Source organism: Microbacterium lemovicicum, from assembly GCF_003991875.1.
Lineage (GTDB): Bacteria > Actinomycetota > Actinomycetes > Actinomycetales > Microbacteriaceae > Microbacterium > Microbacterium lemovicicum.
This window is the reverse complement of record NZ_CP031423.1, coordinates 3,219,037-3,238,286: the sequence shown is the minus strand read 5'-3', so window position 1 is coordinate 3,238,286 and position 19,250 is coordinate 3,219,037. Positions and strand designations below refer to the sequence as shown.

Below are 19,250 nucleotides of genomic sequence, written 5' to 3'. Positions count from 1 at the left end.
CCGCGCTCAGTCGTTGAGGCCGAAGAGGTCGAGCGGGTGCGTCAGACGCCACCACGGGCTCGGCGGATCGATGTCGCGGTCGAGGCGCAGGTTCACCGTCGCCTCGTTCAGCGGACCGGTCGCCGTCAGCCCGCCGACGATGTCGCTCTCGTCGCGGCTGTCGCCCAGGTCGTACGCGGGGTCCACGGTCGCCACCCCGCCGTTCCAGAGGATGACGTCGGCGTCGGCGTCCACCACGATGTCGGCCGTGGCGCCCCACCGCGTGCTCACGGTGCCGGCGACGGTGCCGCTCGCGACGGTGGTCGTCGGCTGCAGCTCGCCCTCGAGCTGCGCGTACAGCGCGCGCGAGGCGCCCAGCCGGGCCTCGTCGTCGACCTGCCCCATGACGGCGGCGTACAGCCGCACCGAGGTGCCGCCGATCTCGACGTCCTTGGCCGACAGCACGTTCCAGCTGTCCAGTGTTCCGGTCTTGACGCCGACGACGCCCTGGTCGGCGAGCAGCCCGTTGGTGTTGGTCACGGTGCCCGCCCCGGGGAGCTCGACGGACTGCGTGGCGACGATCTCCGCGATGACCGGGTTGGCGAGCGCGCGCTCGGCGAGGGCGATCAGCGCGGCAGGGCTGGCGACGTTGCCGGCCTCGATGCCGCTCGGGTCGACGATCGTGACACCCGGGACGCCGTGGGCCGCGAGCCAGGAGTTGGCCGCCGCGGCGAAGACGCGGTCGGACGGCCAGATGTTGTAGGCGAGCCGGTCGGCGTAGTTGTTGGCCGAGCCGATCAGCATGCCCTCCAGCAGCTGGTACTGCGTCAGCGTGCCGCCGATCGGCACGTCGAGGGCCGACTCCCCGTTGCGGCGGTACGCCCAGTAGTCGTCGCTGTCCGCGCCGGTGAACCGGAACTCCGGGCCCGACTCGCCCACCGCCAGCGGCATCTGGTCGAGCACCAGCAGGGCGGTGACGACCTTCGTGATGCTCGCGATCTCGACCGCATCGGGCGACGAGCTCGCCTCGCCCACGCCGAGGACGGCGACCGCCGCACTGCCCTGCGCCGGCCACGCCGGAGCGGCCGCCGGCGCCGCGGCGGGGGTGACGGTCAGGGCGGTCACGGTCGGCGCGACCGCGTGCAGCGGCCACAGCAGGGTCGTCGCGGCGTACAGGGCGATGAGGGCGATGATCAGCCCCGTCGGCACCAGCACGCCCGGTCGCCAGGGCGACCGCCGCGGCGCCCGCGTCAGCAGATCGGCCGCGACCGGCACGAACGGCGTGGTGGCCGGGACGACCGGAGTGGTCACCGTCGCCACGCGCTGCTCGTCGACCCACGCCAGGGCGATCGGACCGGTGGCCTGCGCTCGAGCCTCGCGACGACGGACCGGGGCGTCGTCGATGCTCACTCGCGCAGAATACCCTGCGCGCTCCGGGGATATACTCAACGGCACAACCACGGGAGTCCGGTGAGCCGGGCTGAGAGGAAGCGATCCACGCTTCGACCGTCGAACCTGATCCGGATCATGCCGGCGCAGGGAGGAGTTCAGATGAGTGCTTCCACGTCTCCGTCCATCGAGAAGGATGCCGCGGCCGGCCGTCGCCCCGCAGCATCCGGTCGCTTCCGCTGGCGCGTCGTCGACATCGTCGTCGCCGCGGTGCTCGGCGTGGCGCTGGGCCTGGTCTTCTGGGGGTGGAACACCGTCGGATACGCGTGGTTCCTCGCGATGGACGCCCTCACGCCCGGGCTCGGCGGCCTCGCCGCGGGCATCTGGCTGCTCGGCGGCGTCGTCGGCGGCCTCATCATCCGCAAGCCCGGGGCGGCGTTCCTCGTCGAGGTCATCGCCGCCGTCGTGTCGATGCTCATCGGCAACGTGTGGGGCGTCTCGACGCTGTTCTCCGGGATGGTCCAGGGTCTCGGTGCGGAGCTGATCCTCCTCGCGTTCCTGTATCTGCGCTTCACCCTCCCTGTCGCGATGCTGGCCGGTGCGGGCGCGGGAGCGGCCGCCTGGGTGTTCGAGTTCTTCTACGGCAGCTCGCCCAACATCCTGAAGACGCTCGAGTTCAACCTCATCTACCTCGGCTCGCTGCTGGTGTCGGGCGCGATCCTGGCCGGGCTCGTCGGCTGGCTGCTGGTGCGCGCACTCGCCGCGACCGGTGCGCTCAGCCGCTTCGCCGCGGGCCGGGAACTGCGTCGCGACGTCTGATGACGGCTCCGGCCGGCGTCCTCGTCGAGGGCTGGGGATGGCGCTACGCCGGGCGTCGGCTGCCGGCCGTGACCGGGGTCGACCTGCGGATCGAGCCGGGCGAGCGCGTCCTCCTGCTGGGCGCCTCGGGCTCCGGCAAGTCGACGCTGCTGACGGGCATGGCGGGTCTCCTCGGCGACAGCGACGAGGGCGAGCTCACCGGACGCATCCTCGTCGACGGGGAGCCGCCGGAGCTGCAGCGCGGACGGGTCGGACTCGTGCTGCAGGATCCGGAGTCGGGGGTGGTGCTCTCCCGCGTGGGCGATGACGTCGCCTTCGGGTGCGAGAACCTCGGCGTGCCCGCGGAGCAGATCGGTCCGCGGGTGCGTGAAGCGCTCGACGCGGTGGGCCTGGACGTGCCGCTCGATCGCGCCACGGCCGCGCTGTCGGGCGGTCAGAAGCAGCGTCTCGCGCTCGCCGGCGTGCTCGCCATGCGCCCCGGCCTGCTGCTGCTCGACGAGCCGACCGCCAACCTCGATCCCGACGGCGTCGCGGAGGTGCGCCGGAGCGTGGGCCGGATCGCGGAGGCGACCGGTGCGACGATCGTGCTGATCGAGCACCGCACACCCGTGTGGGTCGACCTCATGACGCGCGTGGTCGTGCTCGACCCCGACGGCGGACTGCTCGCCGACGGTTCGCCCGCGGACGTGTTCGCCGTGCACGGTCGCGCGCTCGCGGAGGCGGGCGTGTGGGTGCCCGGCGCGGCCGTCGACCTGCCCGTCCTGCCCCCGGCCGGCGCCGCCGCCGAGCCGGTGCTCGCCGCCGCCGGTCTGGCCGTCGGCCGGGTGAGGGGCGTGCCGGTCGCAGCCGGCCTCGACATCCGGGTACCGGAGGCGGGGGCGACGGTCATCACCGGCCCGAACGGCGCGGGGAAGTCGACGCTGGCCCTGACGCTGGCCGGCCTGCTGCCGGAGGTCGCCGGAGAGGTCGTGGCCGCCGAGCGGCTCGCCGGCCGGGGTGGACGCCGTCCGCTGCGCTGGCGGTCGACCGAGCTGCTCACCCGCATCGGCACCGTGTTCCAGGAGCCCGAGCACCAGTTCCTCGCCGCCACCCTCCGCGACGAGCTCGCGGTCGGGCCGCGCGCGCTGGGCATGTCGCGTCCCGAGATCGACGCCGTCGTCGACGAGCTGCTGGAGCGGCTCCGCCTCGACCACCTCGCGCTGGCGAACCCCTTCACCCTGTCCGGCGGGCAGAAGCGCCGGCTGTCCGTGGCGACCGTGCTCGCGTCATCCCCTGCCGTCCTCGTGCTCGACGAGCCGACCTTCGGGCAGGACCGCCGCGGGTGGACCGAGCTCGTCGGCCTCCTCCAGCGCGAGACCGAGCGCGGGCGAGCCGTCGTGGCGGTCACGCACGACGAGGACGTCGTCCGCCACCTCGGCGGACACCGCATCCGGCTCGAGGCCCGCCCGGAGACGGCGGCATGAGCGTCGACACACCGACGAGGAGAGCGGATGCCGCGGCATCCGCCTGGCTCGACGGCATCAACCCCGTCACGAAGATCGTCATCGCCCTCGTGCTGTCTGTGCCGCTGTTCGCCAGCATCGACGTCGTCTCGGCGGTCGTCGCCATCGTCCTGCAGCTCGCGTGCCTGCCCGTGACGGGACTGCGGCTGAGCGCGGTGCTGCGCCGCATCGCGCCGATCGCGCTGTTCGCGCCGGTCGCGGGCGTCAGCATGCTCCTCTACGCCCAGCCGGGGGGCCAGATCTACGGCTCCTTCCTCTACGCCACCGTGAGCGACGCGTCGATCGAGCTGGCCGTGGCCGTCACGCTGCGGGTGATCGCTCTGGCGCTGCCGACGATCCTCCTGTTCGGGCGCACCGACCCGACCGAGCTCGCCGACGCGCTCGCCCAGGTCGCGCACCTTCCGGCGCGCTTCGTGCTCGGAGTGCTCGCCGGCACCCGCACGCTGGGCCTGTTCGTCGAGGACTGGCGCACGATGGCGCTCGCGCGCCGCGCGCGAGGGCTGGGCGATCGCGGCGCGGTGCGCCGATTCCTGTCGATGGCGTTCGTGCTGCTGGTCTTCGCCGTGCGCCGCGGCACGAAGCTCTCCACCGCGATGGAGGCCCGGGGCTTCGGCGCCCCCACCCCGCGCACCTGGGCGCGCCCGTCGCGCCTGCACCCGCGGGATGCCGTCGCCGTCGTGGGTGCGGTGGTCGTCATCGCCGCGGCGCTCGCCGCCGCGGTCGCCGCCGGAACGTTCCGGTTCGTCTGGTCCTGACCGCGCCCGGCCCGTAGCGTGGGAGGGTGCGACGGATCGGTCTGAGACGGAGTCCCGCGTAGGATGAAACCGCGTCGCAGTATCTGTTCGAAGGAGAGCACATGAGACTCACCGGCACCAGCGCCCTGGTCACGGGAGGTGCGAGCGGGCTGGGCCTGGCCACCGCCCGCCGCCTCGCCGAAGCGGGGTCCGCCGTCACGATCATCGACCTGCCCGCCTCGGCGGGTGCCGAGACGGCCGCCGAGCTCGGCGGCTCGTTCGCCCCGGCCGACGTCACCGACCCGGATCAGGTGGCGGCCGCCGTGGCGCAGGCCGCAGCATCCGGCCCCCTCCGGGTCGTCGTGAACTGCGCGGGCATCGCCCCACCGGCGAAGGTGCTCGACCGCGAGGGCCATCCCGCGGTGCTCGCCGATTTCGAGCGCGTGGTGCGCGTCAACCTGGTGGGCACGTTCAACGTCATCTCGCAGGCGTCCGCCGTGATGGCGCGCACCGAGCCCGACGCCGATTCGGGCGACCGCGGCGTCATCGTCAACACCGCCAGCGTCGCCGCGTTCGACGGCCAGGTCGGCCAGCCGGCCTACTCGGCGAGCAAGGGCGGCGTGCACGCCATGACGCTGCCGATCGCCCGCGAGCTCGCCCGCTACGCCATCCGCGTGCTGACGATCGCGCCCGGCATCATGGAGACGCCGATGCTCGCCGGTCTGCCGCAGGCCGCGCAGGACTCCCTCGGCCAGCAGGTGCCCTACCCCGGCCGTCTCGGACGCCCGGACGAGTACGCCCGGCTCGTGCTGTCGATCGTCGAGAACGGCTACCTCAACGGCGAGACGATCAGGCTCGACGGCGCGATCCGGATGGCGCCGAGATGAGCGACGCGATGAGTGCCCCGATCCTCCTCGCGCGCGACGGCGGCCTCGCGCGCATCACCTTCAACCGCCCGGCCTCGCTCAACGCGATGGACTTCTCGATGGGGACGCGCTGGCGCGACATCGCCGTGGAGGTCGCCGGCGACGCGTCGATCGGCGCCGTGATCCTGGATGCTGCGGGCCCCGCCTTCTGCGCCGGCGGCGACGTCATCGCGATGGGCGGCTCCGGGGCGGGCGGCTCCGCCGTCACCGAGATGGCCGGCGTGATCCACGAGGGCATCCGTGCGCTCGTCGAGTGCTCCACCCCCGTCGTCGCCGCCGTGCAGGGGGCGGTCGCCGGTGGCGGGCTGGGGCTCATGCTGACGGCGGACTACATCGTGGCCTCCGATGCGGCGCGGTTCGTCAGCCGCTACGCCAACATCGGCCTGACGCCCGATCTCGGCGTCTCCACGCTCCTGCCCGCCGCGATCGGCCAGCGTCGCGCGCTGCAGCTGCTGCTGCAGGACCGCACGCTCGGCGCGGCCGAGGCGCTCGACTGGGGCCTGGTCGCCGAGGTGGTGCCCGCCGCGGAGCTCGCCGCTCGTGCCGAGGCCGTCGCGCGCTTCTGGCTCGACGGCGCGACGGCGGCGTTCGGCCAGGCCAAGCGGCTCGTCCGCACGGGGGCCGGGCGTCCGTTCGCCGACAACCTCGCCGACGAGGCGGTCACGATCGGCGCCCGCTTCGACACCGACGAGTCGAAGCTCCGCGTCGCGGCGTTCGCCGCCGCATCCCGCACGAAGTCCGCCCCGAAGGAGAACCCGTGAGCTCCCCCTCGTCCTCCGGCCCGCTCGCCGGCCGCACCATCCTGATGTCCGGCGGCAGCCGCGGCATCGGCCTCGCGATCGCGCTGCGGGCCGCCGCCGACGGCGCGAACATCGCGCTGCTCGCCAAGACCGACACGCCCCACCCGCGCCTCGAGGGCACCGTGCACACCGCGGCCCAGCAGATCCGGGATGCCGGCGGTCGGGCCCTCCCGCTGGTGGGCGACGTGCGCAGCGACGACGACATCACCGAGGCCGTTCTCAAGACCCAGGGCGAGTTCGGCGGCATCGACATCGTCGTGAACAACGCGTCCGTCATCGACCTGTCGGGCTCCCTCGACCTCGCGGCCAAGAAGTACGACCTCATGCAGGACGTGAACGTCCGCGGCACATTCCTCCTGTCGCGTGCGGCGGTGCCGGTGCTCCGCGACAGCGCGAACCCGCACATCCTGTCGCTCTCGCCGCCGCTGAACATCACACCGAGGTGGCTGGGCGCCCACACCGGCTACACGCTGGCGAAGTACGGGATGACGATGGTCACTCTGGGGCTGGCGGCCGAGTTCGCCGACGACGGCATCGCGGCCAACACCCTGTGGCCGCGCACCACCATCGCCACCGCCGCGGTGCAGAACGTGCTCGGCGGCGACCAGCTGATGAAGGTGAGCCGCACGCCCGAGATCTACGCCGACGCCGCGTACCAGGTCATGCTGCAGCCGTCCCGCGAGTACACCGGCCAGACGCTCGTCGTCGAGGACGTGCTGGAGGCCGCCGGCGTGACCGACTTCTCGCGGTACGCCGCGGTGCCCGGGACGCCCGATGACCGCATGTACCCCGACATCTTCCTGGACTGAGTACCCTGACCGGGTGAGCGAGCCGCGGATCATCGACACCCTCGACGGCCGCCCGCTCGTGCTCGACGGCGGACTCGGCACGCTGCTGGAGGCGCGCGGACACGACCTGTCGTCGTCGCTGTGGTCGGCCCGCCTGCTGCGCGACGACCCCGACGAGGTCAGGGCTGCGCACGCCGAGTTCGCGGCGGCCGGCGCCGACGTGCTGATCACCTCCTCGTACCAGGTCGGCTACGAGGCGCTCGCCGCCGAAGGGCTCGGTGCCGCAGAGGTCGACGAGCTGCTCCGCGCGTCGGTCCGCCTGGCGCGGGAGGCCGCCGACGAGTCGGGGCGCGATGTCCTCGTCGCCGCCTCGGTCGGCCCGTACGGGGCGGTGCGAGCCGACGGCAGCGAGTACACCGGGGTGTACGACGTGGATGCCGCGGCCCTGCGTCTCTGGCACCGCCGCCGCCTGCAGGTGCTGGCCGAGGCCGGAGCGGACCTCATCGCGGTGGAGACCCTGCCGTCGCTCGCCGAGGTGGAGGCGGTCGCCGCCGAGCTCGCCGGCACCGGTGCGGCCGCGTGGATCTCGCTGTCGGGCGCGAGCACCGGCTTCACGCGCGAGACCCGTGCCGCAGCGCTCGCCGTCGCGGCGGAGATCGACGAGGTGGTCGCCGTCGGCGTCAACTGCTGCCCGCCGGGCTCGGTGGCCGAGGCACTCGCCGACGCGCCGGCGGGTGTCGCCCTCGTCGCCTATCCGAACAGCGGCGAGCGGTGGGATGCGGGCACACGCGCCTGGCACGGCGCCGCCGGCGTCTCTCCCGACGACGCGCGCAGCTGGATCGCCGCCGGCGCACGCCTGGTGGGCGGATGCTGCCGCACGACCCCCGCCGACATCGCCGGCCTCGCCGCGGCGATCCGCGGCTGACCCGTCGCCGACCCCGCCGGAGAGCTGTCGCCGACCCGCCGGGTCAGCCGGTTCAGCCGGCGATCCGGCCCAGGAACGCCAGCGCCGGGTCGAAGACGGTGGCAGGATCCCCGAGCCCGCGCCAGAGGTGGTCGGCACCGGGCACGATCTGCAGCGTGACGTCGGCGCCGACGCGGCGCAGCGCCCGGGCCAGCTCCTCGCTCTGGGCGACGGGGACGGACCGGTCGTCGTCTCCGTGTGCGATGTGGAACGGGGGCGCCCCGATGATGACGGATGCCACGGGGCTCGCGTGCGCCGCGAGGTCGGGGTCGCTCGCCGCGGGCATCCCGAGGAGGGCCGCTTCGCGGGTCTGCGGGTCGTCGGCCCCCGGCATGGTGCGCAGGTCCGCCGGTCCGTACCAGTCGATGACGCCCCGCACCCGCGGATCGCGCAGGCCCGCGAGGGCGGCGAGGTGACCGCCGGCGGACTCGCCCCAGAGGACGAGGCGGGATCCGTCGACCTCCGTCGCGCTCGTCACCCACTCGATCGCCGCGGTGACGTCCGCGAGCTGCGCCGGCCACCGCGCCTCGCCGCTCAGACGGTAGTCGACGGCCGCCACGGCCCATCCCTCCGCCGTGATGCGCCCGAAGCCGTCGGGTCCGGCGAGACCGGGCACGAACGTCCGTCGACTGCCGACGCGCCACCCGCCGCCGTGAAGGAACAGCACGACCGGCGGGTGCGGTGCGTCCGGCAGGTGCAGGTCGAGCGAGAGCGGCCGGTAGCCCGGATGCTCGGCGTAGACGAGGTCGCGACGCACGTGCGCCATGTCAGTCGAACAGCTCGTAGCCCGGCACGAAGTTCACGTCGTGCTCGGCGCCGCGGGAGCCCATCTCCGCGAACGACGGGATGTGGACCTCCCCGGGCCCGGGTATGCCGGGTGTCGTGGTGGGGCGGCCGACGGCGCGGAAGAAGTCGGTGAACCCGGCGCTGGTCACCCCGAAGATGCGCGCGGTCTTCTCGATCCGGTACGAGTGGATCGTGTCGCGCGGGACGAAGCCGAAGCCTCCGGCCTCGAGGATGCGCGTCTCCCGCACCCCTTTCCGGTCGTCGATCCAGAGGCGCACCTCGCCGTCGAGCACGAAGAACGTCTCGTTTGTCCGGGCGTGGAAGTGCGCGGGCACCGCCTGCCCCGGCCGCCCGACCGTCACGAACGCGTCGAACTGCCGCTCGGTCTGCGCGCCGGTCGTGAGCAGCGTGAACAGCTGATCGAAGAGCACGATCTTCTGGCCCTGTCCCTCCGTCAGCAGGTAGGGCACGAGTGCTTCGGGCAGGGAATCGTCCAGGGTCTCCGTCATCGGGCGGCCTCCTCGTCGCGGGTGAAGTGCACCCAGCCTCCCGCGTGCACCACGCAATGGCCATGACGGACTCGTGAGGGTCGGTGAGCACGCGAGTTAACATCGGGGGATGGACTCCTGGGTGGTCGCGCTGCGGTCGTTCCTCGTCCTGGCCGAGGAGCTGCACTTCGCCCGGGCCGCCCAGCGGCTGCACATCAGCCCGCCGTCGCTCAGTCAGCAGATCTCGCGACTGGAGACGCGCGTGGGCCGTCGACTGCTGGTCCGCTCGCCGCGACGCGTGGAGCTCACCGACGCGGGACGGGAGCTGAGGCCGCTCGCCGCGAGCGTCGTCACGGCGGTCGACGCCGTCGCGCACTGGTCCTCCGGCGCCCCGGGCGACCGGCCGCTGCGCGTCGGGATCGTGGCGAGCGGCGCCGGACCCCTCACCGGCCGCATCCTCGCGGAGGTCGCCGAGGCCCAGCCCGCCCTCGGACTCGAGCTCGTGCACCTCGGGTTCTTCGACGTCCCGGCCGCGCTCGGCGACGGACGGGTCGATGTCGCCCTCGCCATCGCACCGGTCGCCGTCGGGCCGGGTCTGACCTCCACCGCCCTCGTGCACGAGCCGCGCGTCCTCGTGGTGCGCGACGACCACCCCCTCGCGCAGCGCGTCTCCGTCGGCATCTCCGAGACGGACGACCTGGACTTCGTCGTCCCGCGCTCGGCCGAGGGCGACGCGCTGGCGTGGTGGCTCGTGGACCCGCGACCGAGCGGGCGCTCGCCGCGGATCAGCGCCCGCGCCGACGGCGTCGAGGGGCTCATGGAGCTGTGCGCGGCGGGGCTCGGCGTGAACATCGCCACGCGCTCCGCGGCGACGCAGTTCGCACGGCCCGGGCTGGCCTACGTCGACATCGCCGACATCGAGCCGGCGACGGTCGAGCTCGTCACGACCGCGGTGCCGCGCCATGCGGCCGTGCCGCTGTTCGCAGCGGTCGCGCAGGAGGTCGCGCGTCTCGGACGCTGATCCGGCTCAGTCGCGACCCAGACCGCGCGTGCGGCCGGCGACGATCGTCACGCTCTGGTCGCTGAGCCACTGGTAGCCCAGGCTCTCGGTCGGCGTCATCCCGGGGGGCCGGTCGGCCGCCGGGATCGCCGAGTAGGGCACCGTCACCACGAGCGCGCCGCGGTCGAAGTCCTGGGCGGGCCGGCAGTCCGCACGCACGTCGTCGCCGAGCACGACCGCGAGACACGGCAGCCCGCTGCTGCTGCGCGCGAGCCACAGCTGTCCGCCGTAGAAGTCGCCCAGCGGCGCCGACCAGCGCACCGCCTCGGGCACCGGGAACGGCGGTGCGGTCTCACCCGACGGCAGGTCGAAGTAGTCGCCGAACCAGTCGTCGACGGGGATCTCCTGCAGCACGCGCGCCGTCGGGTCGCCGGAGAACGGGCTCGCATCGCCGAACCGCGCGGCGACGCTCGCCGTCGGCGACGGCGCGGCGACGGGCTCGAGCTCTGCACCGCGCCAGGCCGACGCAGCCATCAGGACGGCCAGGACGCCGACACCCGCGATGAGCGCGAGATGCCACTGCGCGCGCGGACGGGCCGACGGACCCGGCACGACGGCGGCGGCCACCGGGGCCTCGGACAGGCGAGCGGATGCCGCGGCCGCCGGCGTCGGGTCAGGCTCCGGCGCCCGCTCCGGCTCGGGCTGCGGGCGCGCCGCCTGCTCCAGCTCGTCGAGCCGCGCGAGCGCGACCGGATCGGCGGCGATGTCGGCGTCGGGTCCGTAGGCGCGACGCCGCAGTCGCGCGAGCTCGGCGTCGTCGTCCACGGACACACGCTACCGGCCGCCGCGCAGGTGCGGCCGGTACCCTCGGAGTCATGACTTCTCCCACCGTTCCGCCGGCCCGGCTCGGCGCCGTCCGCCAGGTGCGACCCGCGACGGAGGGCTGGAAGCAGAAGAAGGACGACGAAGGCCGCCCGCTCCTGCAGTTCGCGAGCCCCAAGCGCGGCAAGCCTCCCGTGCACCTCGCCGACCTCACGCCCGAGGAGCGCGTCGCCAAGGCGAAGGAGCTCGGACTCCCCGGCTTCCGCGCGCGCCAGCTCGAGACGCACTACTTCACGCACTTCACCGACGACGCCGCCCGCATGACCGACCTCCCCGCGGAGTCCCGCGACGAGCTGGTCGCCGGGCTGCTCCCGCCCCTCCTCACCGAGGTGCGCCGGCTCGCGACCGACCGCGGCGACACCATCAAGTTCCTCTGGAAGCTGCACGACGGCGCGCTCGTCGAGTCGGTGCTCATGCGCTACCCCGGCCGCATCACGCTGTGCGTCTCGTCGCAGGCCGGCTGCGGGATGAACTGCCCGTTCTGCGCCACCGGCCAGGCGGGCCTCACCCGCAACATGTCGGCGGCCGAGATCGTCGCGCAGGTGGTGGCGGCCAACGCCGCCATCGTGAACGGCGAGCTGGGCGGCAAGAAGCGCGACGACCACTCCGCCGAGAAGGTGTCGAACATCGTCTTCATGGGCATGGGGGAGCCGCTGGCCAACTACGCGCGCGTCATGCACGCGGTGCGGGTCATGACCGACAAGAAGCACGGGATGGGCATGAGCGCCCGCGGCATCACCGTCTCGACGGTCGGTCTCGTGCCGGCGATCCGCAAGCTGGCCGCCGAAGACGTGCCCGTCACGTTCGCCCTCTCGCTGCACGCCCCCGACGATCAGCTCCGCGACGAGCTCATCCCGGTGAACTCGCGCTGGAAGGTCGACGAGGCCCTCGACGCCGCGCGCGCCTACTTCGACGCCACCGGTCGCCGCGTCTCGATCGAGTACGCCCTCATCAAGGACATGAACGACCACGCCTGGCGCGCGGACCTCCTCGCCGAGAAGCTGAACGCCCGCGGCAAGGGGTGGGTGCACGTGAATCCGATCCCCCTGAACCCGACCCCGGGCTCGATCTGGACGGCGTCCGACGTGCCGGTGCAGAACGAGTTCGTGCGCCGGCTGAACGAGGCCGGCATCCCGACGACCCTCCGCGACACCCGCGGCAAGGAAATCGACGGCGCCTGCGGTCAGCTCGTCGCGACGGAGGAGGACGAGGTCGTCGCCGCCGGAGTGACGCCCGCCTCTTGAGCCGCCGGTAGCCGACACGACCCCGGCCCGCAAGGCGAGGGCTTCTCCGCAGGGCGCGACCTAGGCTGGGCGCGACCCGAAAAGGAGAACCCCCCATGGTCGAATACCGGTACCTCGGAAACAGCGGCTTCAAAGTCTCGGAGATCACCTACGGCAACTGGGTGACGCACGCGTCGCAGGTCGAGGACGACGCGGCCGTCAAGACCGTGCACGCCGCCCTCGACGCCGGCATCACCACCTTCGACACCGCCGACGCGTACGCGAACACCGCAGCCGAGGTCATCCTCGGCAAGGCGCTGCAGGGCCAGCGCCGCGAGTCGCTCGAGATCTTCACGAAGGTCTACTTCCCGACCGGCCCCGGCGGCGCGAACGACACCGGGCTGAGCCGCAAGCACATCACCGAGTCGATCAACGGCTCGCTGCAGCGTCTGGGCACCGACTACGTCGACCTCTACCAGGCGCACCGCTTCGACTACGAGACGCCGCTGGAGGAGACCTTCCAGGCCTTCGCCGACCTCGTGCGCCAGGGCAAGGTGCTCTACATCGGAGTGTCGGAGTGGACGGCCGAGCAGCTGCGCGACGGGCACGCGCTCGCCAAGGACCTCGGCATCCAGCTCATCTCGAACCAGCCGCAGTACTCGATGCTGTGGCGCGTCATCGAGGGCAAGGTCGTGCCGGCCAGCCAGGAGCTCGGCATCTCGCAGATCGTCTGGTCGCCGATGGCGCAGGGCGTGCTGAGCGGCAAGTACCTCCCCGGCCAGCCGGTGCCCGAGGGCTCGCGCGCCACCGACGAGAAGAGCGGTGCCCAGTTCATCAAGCGGTTCCTCGAGACCAAGACGCTGGAGGCTGTGCAGAAGCTCAAGCCGGTCGCCGAGCAGGCGGGGCTCACCATGCCCCAGCTCGCCATCGCCTGGGTGCTGCAGAACCCGAACGTCGCCTCCGCGCTGGTGGGCGCCTCGCGCCCCGAGCAGCTCGCCGACACCGTCAAGGCCTCGGGCGTGCGGCTCGACGCCGACACCCTCGCCGCGATCGACGAGGCGCTCGGCGACGTGGTCGAGGACGACGCCGAGAAGACCTACAGCACGTCGCCCGAGACCCGGATGTCCTGACGTCGATGGGGGCGGTGAGCGCCGGCATCCTGCTGCATCGTCCGGCTCCCGAGGGGCCGGACGGCAGCGGCGTGCAGGTGCTCATCGCCCACATGGGCGGGCCGTTCTGGGCCGCCAAGGACGCCGGGGCGTGGTCGATCCCCAAGGGCGAGTTCGATCCCGCCGACGAGAGCGCCCGGGATGCCGCGCGACGCGAATTCGCGGAGGAGCTCGGCGTGCCCGCACCCGACGGCGACTACGCCGAGCTCGGCACCTTCGCGTACTCGTCGGGGCGCAAGACGGTCACCGTCTTCGCCGCGCACGGATCGGCGGTCGACACGGACGCGTTCGTCTACGGCGAGTTCGCGCTGGAGTGGCCCCCTCGGTCGGGCCGGATGCAGAGCTTCCCCGAGGTCGACAGGGCCGAGTGGATGCCACCGCCCGAGGCTCGCGACAGGCTCGTGGCCGGTCAGCGCCCGGCGCTGGACGCGCTGCTGCGGCTTCTCGCCGCAGCATCCGACTGACGGGGACGACGCGGTCAGCGACCGTTCTTCGGAGCGACGGACACGTCGAGCTTCGGGTGGGTGCCGAGCGACGACCATGCGCTCTCGACGCCGCCGGCCGCGTGCTCGGACGCCCGCACGGCGCGCTCGTCGGCCCACGCGTTGAGCACGTGACCGGAGTGGCCGCGCACGTGCTCGAGCGTCACGTCGGGCAGCCCCCGCTCGCGGCGGTCGTCGCGGGCGACGATGAGCTTCTCGAGGATGTCGCGGTTCTTGGTCGGAGCGCCGGTCGAGGTCTTCCATCCACGGCGCCGGTGGCCGTCCATCCACTTGTCGTACGTGTCGATGGCGTACTTCGAGTCGGCCTGCACGACGAGGTCGGCCACGTCGCGGTGGTCCTCGATGGCGTGCAGCAGGCCGAGCAGCTCGCCGATGTTGTTCGTGCCGGTCGGCAGCGAGCCCGCGGCCCACTCGCCGTCCTCGCCCACCCACGCCCAGCCGGCGGGACCGGGGTTGCCCTTGCAGGCGCCGTCGGTGGCCACGATGTATCGGTCGGCACTCACCCTTCCACGGTAGTCGCCGCGCCGAAGCTCTCCTGACGCCGACGGACCCCCTCAGATCTGCGAGCGCGGCCCCGGCTCGACGATCTTGTTGAAGCCGGTGACGGGCTGGTTCTCGTCGAACGACGCGACGGGGCGGCGGAAGCCCCGCGTCAGCACCAGCAGGTACAGCACGCCGAGGCCGGTCCAGATGAGGCCGACGACGAGCGCGTGACTGTCGAGGTTCACCCACAGCAGGCCCGTGAGCACCATTCCGATCGCCGGCATCACGATGTAGGCGAAGATGTCGCGCGGCGTGTGGCGGCGGTTCCGGCGGATCGCGAAGTACGCGATGACCGAGATGTTCACGAAGGTGAAGGCGATGAGGGCGCCGTAGTTGATGTAGTCGACGATCTGCTCGAGCGTGAAGGCGATCGCGGTCAGACTCACCAGGCCGACCAGCACCACGGTGAACGCCGGCGTGTGGGTGCGCGGGCTGATGTAGCCGAAGAGCTTCTTCGGCAGCACGCCGTTGCGGCCCATCACCAGCAGCATGCGCGCCACGGAGGCGTGCGAGGCGAGCCAGGAGGCCAGGGTGGCGGCGAAGCCCGCCGCCGTCAGCACGGACTGCAGCCAGATGCCGCCGACCTGCGAGCCGATCTCGGGCAGCGTCGAGTCGGCGATCGCCTCGGGCGGGAACGCGTCGGACGACGGGAAGCGCAGCTGCGTGAAGTAGCCGGCGACGAGGAAGATCGCGCCGCCCACGAGCACCGTCAGCAGGATCGCCCGCGGCATCGTCTTGGGCGACTTCGCCTCCTCGGCGTACATGGTGACCGCATCGAAGCCGATGAACGAGAAGCACACGATGGTGGCGCCCGCCAGCACGGCGCCGAACTCGACGTCGGGGTGGAAGAAGGGCTCGACGGATGCCACGGTGCCGCTGCCCGCGCCCTGGATGAGCTGGATCACGACCATCGCCACGAAGACGGCCATGACGGCGATCGAGAACACCAGCAGGATCATGTTGGCGTTCGAGGTGCCCCGCATCGTCACGTAGATGATGCCGGTGACCGCGGCCGTGAAGACGACCACCCAGATCCACGCCGGCACGTCGGGGAACAGCGCCACCATGTAGCTGCGCAGGATCAGCGCGTTAACCATCGGCAGGAGGAGGTAGTCGATCAGCGAGGTCCAGCCGACCAGGAAGCCGAGGCCGGGGTGCATCGACTCGCGCACGTACGTGTACGCGGAGCCGGCGCTCGGGATGACGCGCACCATCTTGCCGTAGCTGATGGCGGTGAATCCGATCACGATGAGCGCCACCGCGTAGGCGGCGGGCACCGCGTTGTTGGTCTGGACGGCGACGTTGCCGAAGGTGTCGAAGACGACGGTGGGCGTCATGTAGCCGAGGCCCAGGCCGACGATCGACCAGAGACCGAGGGTGCGGGCGAGGTTGGCGGTGCCGGTCTTCGGGGCCGCAGCGGCGGCGGGCGACTCGTTCGTGGTCACTCCTGGGGGTGCGGGAACGACGCCGTCGCGGCGCGTCCGGTGGGGAGGGGCGAGGACCCGCAGAGGGCCTTCCGCATCATCGGGTGAGGGTCAGCATAGGACCCAGGTGTTTCACAGGGATAGCGTCGAGATGTCCGCGCGCGTCACCGCGCGCCGCGGCATCCCGCCGTCAGAGACGCGACCAGGCCTCGGTGAGGACGGAGCGCAGGATCTGCTCGATCTCGTCGAACTCGGCAGGGCCGATGGTGAGCGGCGGCGCGAGCTGGATGACCGGGTCGCCGCGGTCGTCGGCGCGGCAGTAGAGGCCCGCATCGAACAGTGCCTTCGACAGGAAGCCCCGCAGCAGCCGCTCGGACTCATCGTCGTCGAAGGTCTCCTTCGTCGTCTTGTCCTTCACGAGCTCGATGCCGAAGAAGTAGCCGTCGCCGCGCACGTCGCCGACGATCGGGAGGTCGAGCAGCTTCTCCAGCGTCGCGCGGAAGATCGGGGAGTTCGTGCGCACGTGCTCGAGCAGCTTCTCCTCCTCGAAGACGTCGAGGTTCTCCAGCGCGACCGCCGCCGAGACCGGGTGGCCGCCGAAGGTGTAGCCGTGCGGGAACGACTGGTCGCCGTGGGCGAACGGCTCGTAGACACGGTCGCTGACGATGGTGCCGCCCAGGGGCGCGTAGCCGCTGGTGACCGCCTTCGCGAAGGTGATCATGTCGGGCTGGTAGTCGTAGGCCTGCGCACCGAAGTAGTGGCCGAGGCGGCCGAAGGCGCAGATGACCTCGTCCGACACGAGCAGCACGTCGTGGCGGTCGCAGATCTCGCGCACGCGCTGGAAGTACCCGGCGGGTGCGGGGAAGCATCCGCCGGCGTTCTGCACCGGCTCGAGGAAGACGGCGGCGACGGTCTCGGGTCCTTCGAACTCGATCATCTGCTCGATGCGGTCGGCGGCCCACAGCCCGAACTCCTCGGGGGTGCCGCCGCCGAAGCCCGATTCTGCGGCGCGGTAGTAGTTCGTGTTGGGCACGCGGAAGCCGCCGGGCGTGACCGGCTCGAACATGTGCTTCATGACGGGCAGGCCGGTGATGGCCAGGGCGCCCTGGGTGGTGCCGTGATACGCGATGGCCCGCGAGATGACCTTGTGCTTGGTGGGCTTGCCCTGCAGCTTCCAGAACTGCTTGGCCAGCTTGAAGGCGGTCTCGACGGCCTCTCCGCCGCCGGTGGAGAAGAAGACGTGGTTGAGGTCGCCGGGGGCGAGGTTCGCGATGCGGTCGGCGGCCTCGATGCCGGTCGGGTGCGCGTACGACCACAGCGGGAAGAACGCGAGCTCCTCGGCCTGGGCGGCGGCGGCCTGCGCGATGCGGGAGCGGCCGTGGCCGGCGTTGACGACGAAGAGGCCCGCGAGGCCGTCGATGTAGCGCTTGCCGTGCGAGTCCCAGATGTGGTGGCCCTTGCCCTTGACGATGATCGGGACGCCGGCGCCCTCGGTCATCACGGACTGGCGCGAGAAGTGCATCCAGAGGTGGTCGCGGGCCATGGCCTGCAGTTCGGCATCGGAACGGGTCAACGGTCCCCCAGGGGTGAGCGGGCGAGGAGTGCGGTTCTTCGAGAGGCTACTCCCCGCCTCGCGTCGCCGACCGGGACCTGGGTCGCGTCCCGGCCGGCGGCCGGATCACGGGCGCAGGAGCACCTTGCCCACCCGTGCGTCGCCGTTGGCCGTCACCGCGGCGTCGGCCTCGTCCAGTCCGTAGGTCGCGGCGACGGGCAGCGTCAGCACGCCGGAGGAGAGGTGCTCGCCGAGCTCTCGGAAGAGACGGCCGCGGGTCGCGGCATCCATGTTCGCCGAGACCTTGCTGCCCCAGAAGCCCTTCACGGTCGCCTGCGTGAAGATGATGTCGCCGGAGGACAGCTCCATCGTGGGGGAGTCCATCGCGCCGAACACGACGAGCGTGCCGCCCTCGCCGAGCAGCGAGAGGACGTGTCCGCTCGCTGCGCCGCCCACCGAGTCGACGCCCGCGACGATCGTCGCGCCGCCGGTGATCTCCGCGACGCGGTCGCGCCAGTCGTCGGTGTCGACGGCGACGATGCGGTCGATGCCCTGGTCGGCGAGGTCCTGCACCGCGCCGGCGCGGCGGACGAGGCCGACGACGTTCACGCCGCGGGCGCGGCCGATCTGCGCGACCATGCGTCCGACGGCGCCGTTCGCGGCGTTCTGGACGATCCACGCGCCCGGCTCGAGCTTGAGGAAGTCGAGCAGGCTGATCGCGCTGAACGGCATCGCCACCAGCTGCGAGGCCGCCTCGTCGGAGAGGCCGTCGGCGACGGGGATCAGGGCGGCGGCGCGGGCGATGAAGTACTCCGCCCACACGCCGAACGTGCCCCCGGTCGCCACGCGCTGACCGACCTGCAGGTTCTCGACGCCGGAGCCGATCGCGTCGACGACGCCCACGGCCTCCGTGCCGGCGCGTGCGGGCAGCTCGGGCGTGAAGCCGTAGGTGCCGCGGATCGTCCAGAGGTCGTGGTTGTGGATCGGTGAGAGGAGGAGGCGTACGCGCACCTCACCGGCTCCCGGTTCGGGCAGCGCGACCTCGTCGACGGCGAGGACGGCCGCCGGGTCGCCGAATTCGGAATGGATGAGAGCGCGCATGAGAGCCTCCGGGATTGATACTGTAATGATCAGTCCAATATAGCGCCAGTCGCTGAGAGGAGCATCCATGGGTCGCACAGCCACCTTCGACCGCGACGCGGTCGTCCGCGCGGCGCGCGACGTGTTCTGGGAGCGCGGCTACGCCGACACCGGCATCACCGACCTCGAGGAGGCGACGGGCCTCGGCCGGTCGAGCCTGTACCACGCGTTCGCGGCCAAGCGCGGGCTGTTCGAAGCCGTCGTGCAGGCGTACCTCGTCGACGCACGGGCCGAGTGGGCGGGGCTCCGCGAGGCGCGGCCGGCGCCCGACGCGCTCGAGCGCTACGTCGCCGAGCTCGCGGCGGGGTTCGCGGGTGCGTCCCTGCGGGCGCGGGCCGGGTGCCTCCTGCTCAACGTCGCCTCGACGGCCGCCGCCGTCGAGGACGGCGCCCTGAACGACCTCGTCGTGCAGTACGTCGGTGAGCTGCGGACGGCCATCCGCTCGGGTGTGGGCGCGCGTCGCCCCGATCTCGGCGACGCCTCCGCGGATGATCTCGCACGCGTCTGTGCGGCACTCGTCATCTCCGCGCTCACCTCCGCGCGCACCGACGGCGACGCCGCCGGGCGCGACCTGGCCGCGGTGCCGGCGGCGCTGCGCGCCTGGTGCGACGCGCCGACGTCCACCTGATCCACAGGAGG

General features: G+C 72.5%; 20 protein-coding genes and 1 riboswitch. Of the genes, 12 read left to right on the top strand and 8 right to left on the bottom strand.

Annotated elements, in window-relative coordinates:
• Positions 1-6: 6 nt before the first annotated feature.
• Positions 7-1,389, bottom strand: a complete 1,383-nt coding sequence (locus tag CVS47_RS15110; protein WP_241240185.1) for a D-alanyl-D-alanine carboxypeptidase family protein — start codon at positions 1,387-1,389, stop codon at positions 7-9.
• Between the two features lie 39 nt (positions 1,390-1,428).
• A riboswitch (TPP riboswitch) is annotated at positions 1,429-1,540 on the top strand.
• Between CVS47_RS15110 and CVS47_RS15105 the strand changes: the two genes are divergently transcribed.
• The 7 genes from CVS47_RS15105 (at position 1,531) to mmuM (ending at position 7,862) form a co-directional block, all read left to right on the top strand.
• Positions 1,531-2,187: an ECF transporter S component gene (locus tag CVS47_RS15105; protein WP_127096821.1), complete on the top strand. Its 657-nt coding sequence runs from the start codon at positions 1,531-1,533 to the stop codon at positions 2,185-2,187. (Overlaps the previous riboswitch by 10 nt.)
• Positions 2,187-3,650: an ABC transporter ATP-binding protein gene (locus tag CVS47_RS15100; RefSeq protein WP_164734676.1), complete on the top strand. Its 1,464-nt coding sequence runs from the start codon at positions 2,187-2,189 to the stop codon at positions 3,648-3,650. The genes CVS47_RS15105 and CVS47_RS15100 overlap by 1 nt, the downstream gene beginning before the upstream one ends.
• A complete protein-coding gene (locus CVS47_RS15095; RefSeq protein ID WP_127096820.1) occupies positions 3,647-4,444 on the top strand; it encodes an energy-coupling factor transporter transmembrane component T family protein in 798 nt (265 codons plus the stop codon). Before CVS47_RS15100 ends, CVS47_RS15095 begins: the two co-directional genes overlap by 4 nt.
• 101 nt (positions 4,445-4,545) lie before the next feature.
• Complete coding sequence (locus CVS47_RS15090) at positions 4,546-5,310, top strand: SDR family NAD(P)-dependent oxidoreductase (RefSeq protein WP_127096819.1); 765 nt, start codon at positions 4,546-4,548, stop codon at positions 5,308-5,310.
• A gap of 8 nt (positions 5,311-5,318) precedes the next feature.
• The gene (locus CVS47_RS15085; RefSeq protein WP_127096818.1) at positions 5,319-6,110 is read left to right on the top strand and encodes an enoyl-CoA hydratase/isomerase family protein; all 792 of its coding nucleotides are present in this window, start codon (positions 5,319-5,321) and stop codon (positions 6,108-6,110) included.
• The gene (locus tag CVS47_RS15080) at positions 6,107-6,958 is read left to right on the top strand and encodes an SDR family oxidoreductase (RefSeq protein WP_127096817.1); all 852 of its coding nucleotides are present in this window, start codon (positions 6,107-6,109) and stop codon (positions 6,956-6,958) included. The genes CVS47_RS15085 and CVS47_RS15080 overlap by 4 nt, the downstream gene beginning before the upstream one ends.
• Before the next feature lie 13 nt (positions 6,959-6,971).
• The gene (mmuM, locus tag CVS47_RS15075) at positions 6,972-7,862 is read left to right on the top strand and encodes a homocysteine S-methyltransferase (protein ID WP_241240184.1); all 891 of its coding nucleotides are present in this window, start codon (positions 6,972-6,974) and stop codon (positions 7,860-7,862) included.
• A 52-nt stretch (positions 7,863-7,914) separates the two neighbouring features.
• Here the strand turns inward: mmuM and CVS47_RS15070 are convergent, their stop codons facing one another.
• Together CVS47_RS15070 and CVS47_RS15065 are read right to left on the bottom strand one after the other, a co-directional pair.
• Positions 7,915-8,667, bottom strand: coding sequence for an alpha/beta hydrolase (locus CVS47_RS15070; protein ID WP_127096815.1), 753 nt, complete (start codon positions 8,665-8,667; stop codon positions 7,915-7,917).
• A gap of 1 nt (position 8,668) precedes the next feature.
• A complete protein-coding gene (locus tag CVS47_RS15065) occupies positions 8,669-9,196 on the bottom strand; it encodes a quercetin 2,3-dioxygenase (protein WP_127096814.1) in 528 nt (175 codons plus the stop codon).
• A gap of 109 nt (positions 9,197-9,305) precedes the next feature.
• On the opposite strand from CVS47_RS15065, the gene CVS47_RS15060 reads away from it, so the two are divergent.
• Positions 9,306-10,196, top strand: a complete 891-nt coding sequence (locus tag CVS47_RS15060; RefSeq protein ID WP_127096813.1) for a LysR family transcriptional regulator — start codon at positions 9,306-9,308, stop codon at positions 10,194-10,196.
• A 6-nt stretch (positions 10,197-10,202) separates the two neighbouring features.
• On the opposite strand, the gene CVS47_RS15055 is transcribed toward CVS47_RS15060, so the two are convergent.
• Positions 10,203-11,000: a hypothetical protein gene (locus CVS47_RS15055; RefSeq protein WP_127096812.1), complete on the bottom strand. Its 798-nt coding sequence runs from the start codon at positions 10,998-11,000 to the stop codon at positions 10,203-10,205.
• 50 nt (positions 11,001-11,050) lie between these two features.
• Between CVS47_RS15055 and rlmN the strand changes: the two genes are divergently transcribed.
• The 3 genes from rlmN to CVS47_RS15040 all read left to right on the top strand — a co-directional run bounded on the left by rlmN (position 11,051) and on the right by CVS47_RS15040 (position 13,913).
• Positions 11,051-12,301: a dual-specificity RNA methyltransferase RlmN gene (rlmN, locus tag CVS47_RS15050; RefSeq protein WP_127096811.1), complete on the top strand. Its 1,251-nt coding sequence runs from the start codon at positions 11,051-11,053 to the stop codon at positions 12,299-12,301.
• Between the two features lie 95 nt (positions 12,302-12,396).
• Positions 12,397-13,410 carry an aldo/keto reductase family protein gene (locus CVS47_RS15045; RefSeq protein ID WP_127096810.1) on the top strand — a complete coding sequence of 338 codons (1,014 nt, stop codon included), beginning with the start codon at positions 12,397-12,399 and terminating at the stop codon, positions 13,408-13,410.
• Positions 13,411-13,415: 5 nt separating this feature from the next.
• Positions 13,416-13,913, top strand: coding sequence for an NUDIX hydrolase (locus CVS47_RS15040; protein WP_127096809.1), 498 nt, complete (start codon positions 13,416-13,418; stop codon positions 13,911-13,913).
• Positions 13,914-13,927: 14 nt separating this feature from the next.
• On the opposite strand, the gene CVS47_RS15035 is transcribed toward CVS47_RS15040, so the two are convergent.
• The 4 genes from CVS47_RS15035 to CVS47_RS15020 form a co-directional block, all read right to left on the bottom strand.
• Positions 13,928-14,455: a ribonuclease H family protein gene (locus tag CVS47_RS15035; RefSeq protein WP_127096808.1), complete on the bottom strand. Its 528-nt coding sequence runs from the start codon at positions 14,453-14,455 to the stop codon at positions 13,928-13,930.
• 51 nt (positions 14,456-14,506) lie between these two features.
• Positions 14,507-15,940, bottom strand: coding sequence for an APC family permease (locus CVS47_RS15030; RefSeq protein WP_127096807.1), 1,434 nt, complete (start codon positions 15,938-15,940; stop codon positions 14,507-14,509).
• 169 nt (positions 15,941-16,109) lie between these two features.
• On the bottom strand, positions 16,110-17,492 hold the full coding sequence (locus CVS47_RS15025; RefSeq protein WP_127096806.1) for an aspartate aminotransferase family protein: 1,383 nt from the start codon (positions 17,490-17,492) through the stop codon (positions 16,110-16,112).
• Between the two features lie 105 nt (positions 17,493-17,597).
• Positions 17,598-18,572 carry a zinc-binding dehydrogenase gene (locus tag CVS47_RS15020; protein WP_127096805.1) on the bottom strand — a complete coding sequence of 325 codons (975 nt, stop codon included), beginning with the start codon at positions 18,570-18,572 and terminating at the stop codon, positions 17,598-17,600.
• Positions 18,573-18,639: 67 nt separating this feature from the next.
• On the opposite strand from CVS47_RS15020, the gene CVS47_RS15015 reads away from it, so the two are divergent.
• Entirely contained in the window at positions 18,640-19,239 is a 600-nt protein-coding gene (locus CVS47_RS15015; RefSeq protein ID WP_127096804.1) for a TetR/AcrR family transcriptional regulator, read from the top strand.
• The last annotated feature ends 11 nt before the right edge of the window (positions 19,240-19,250 follow it).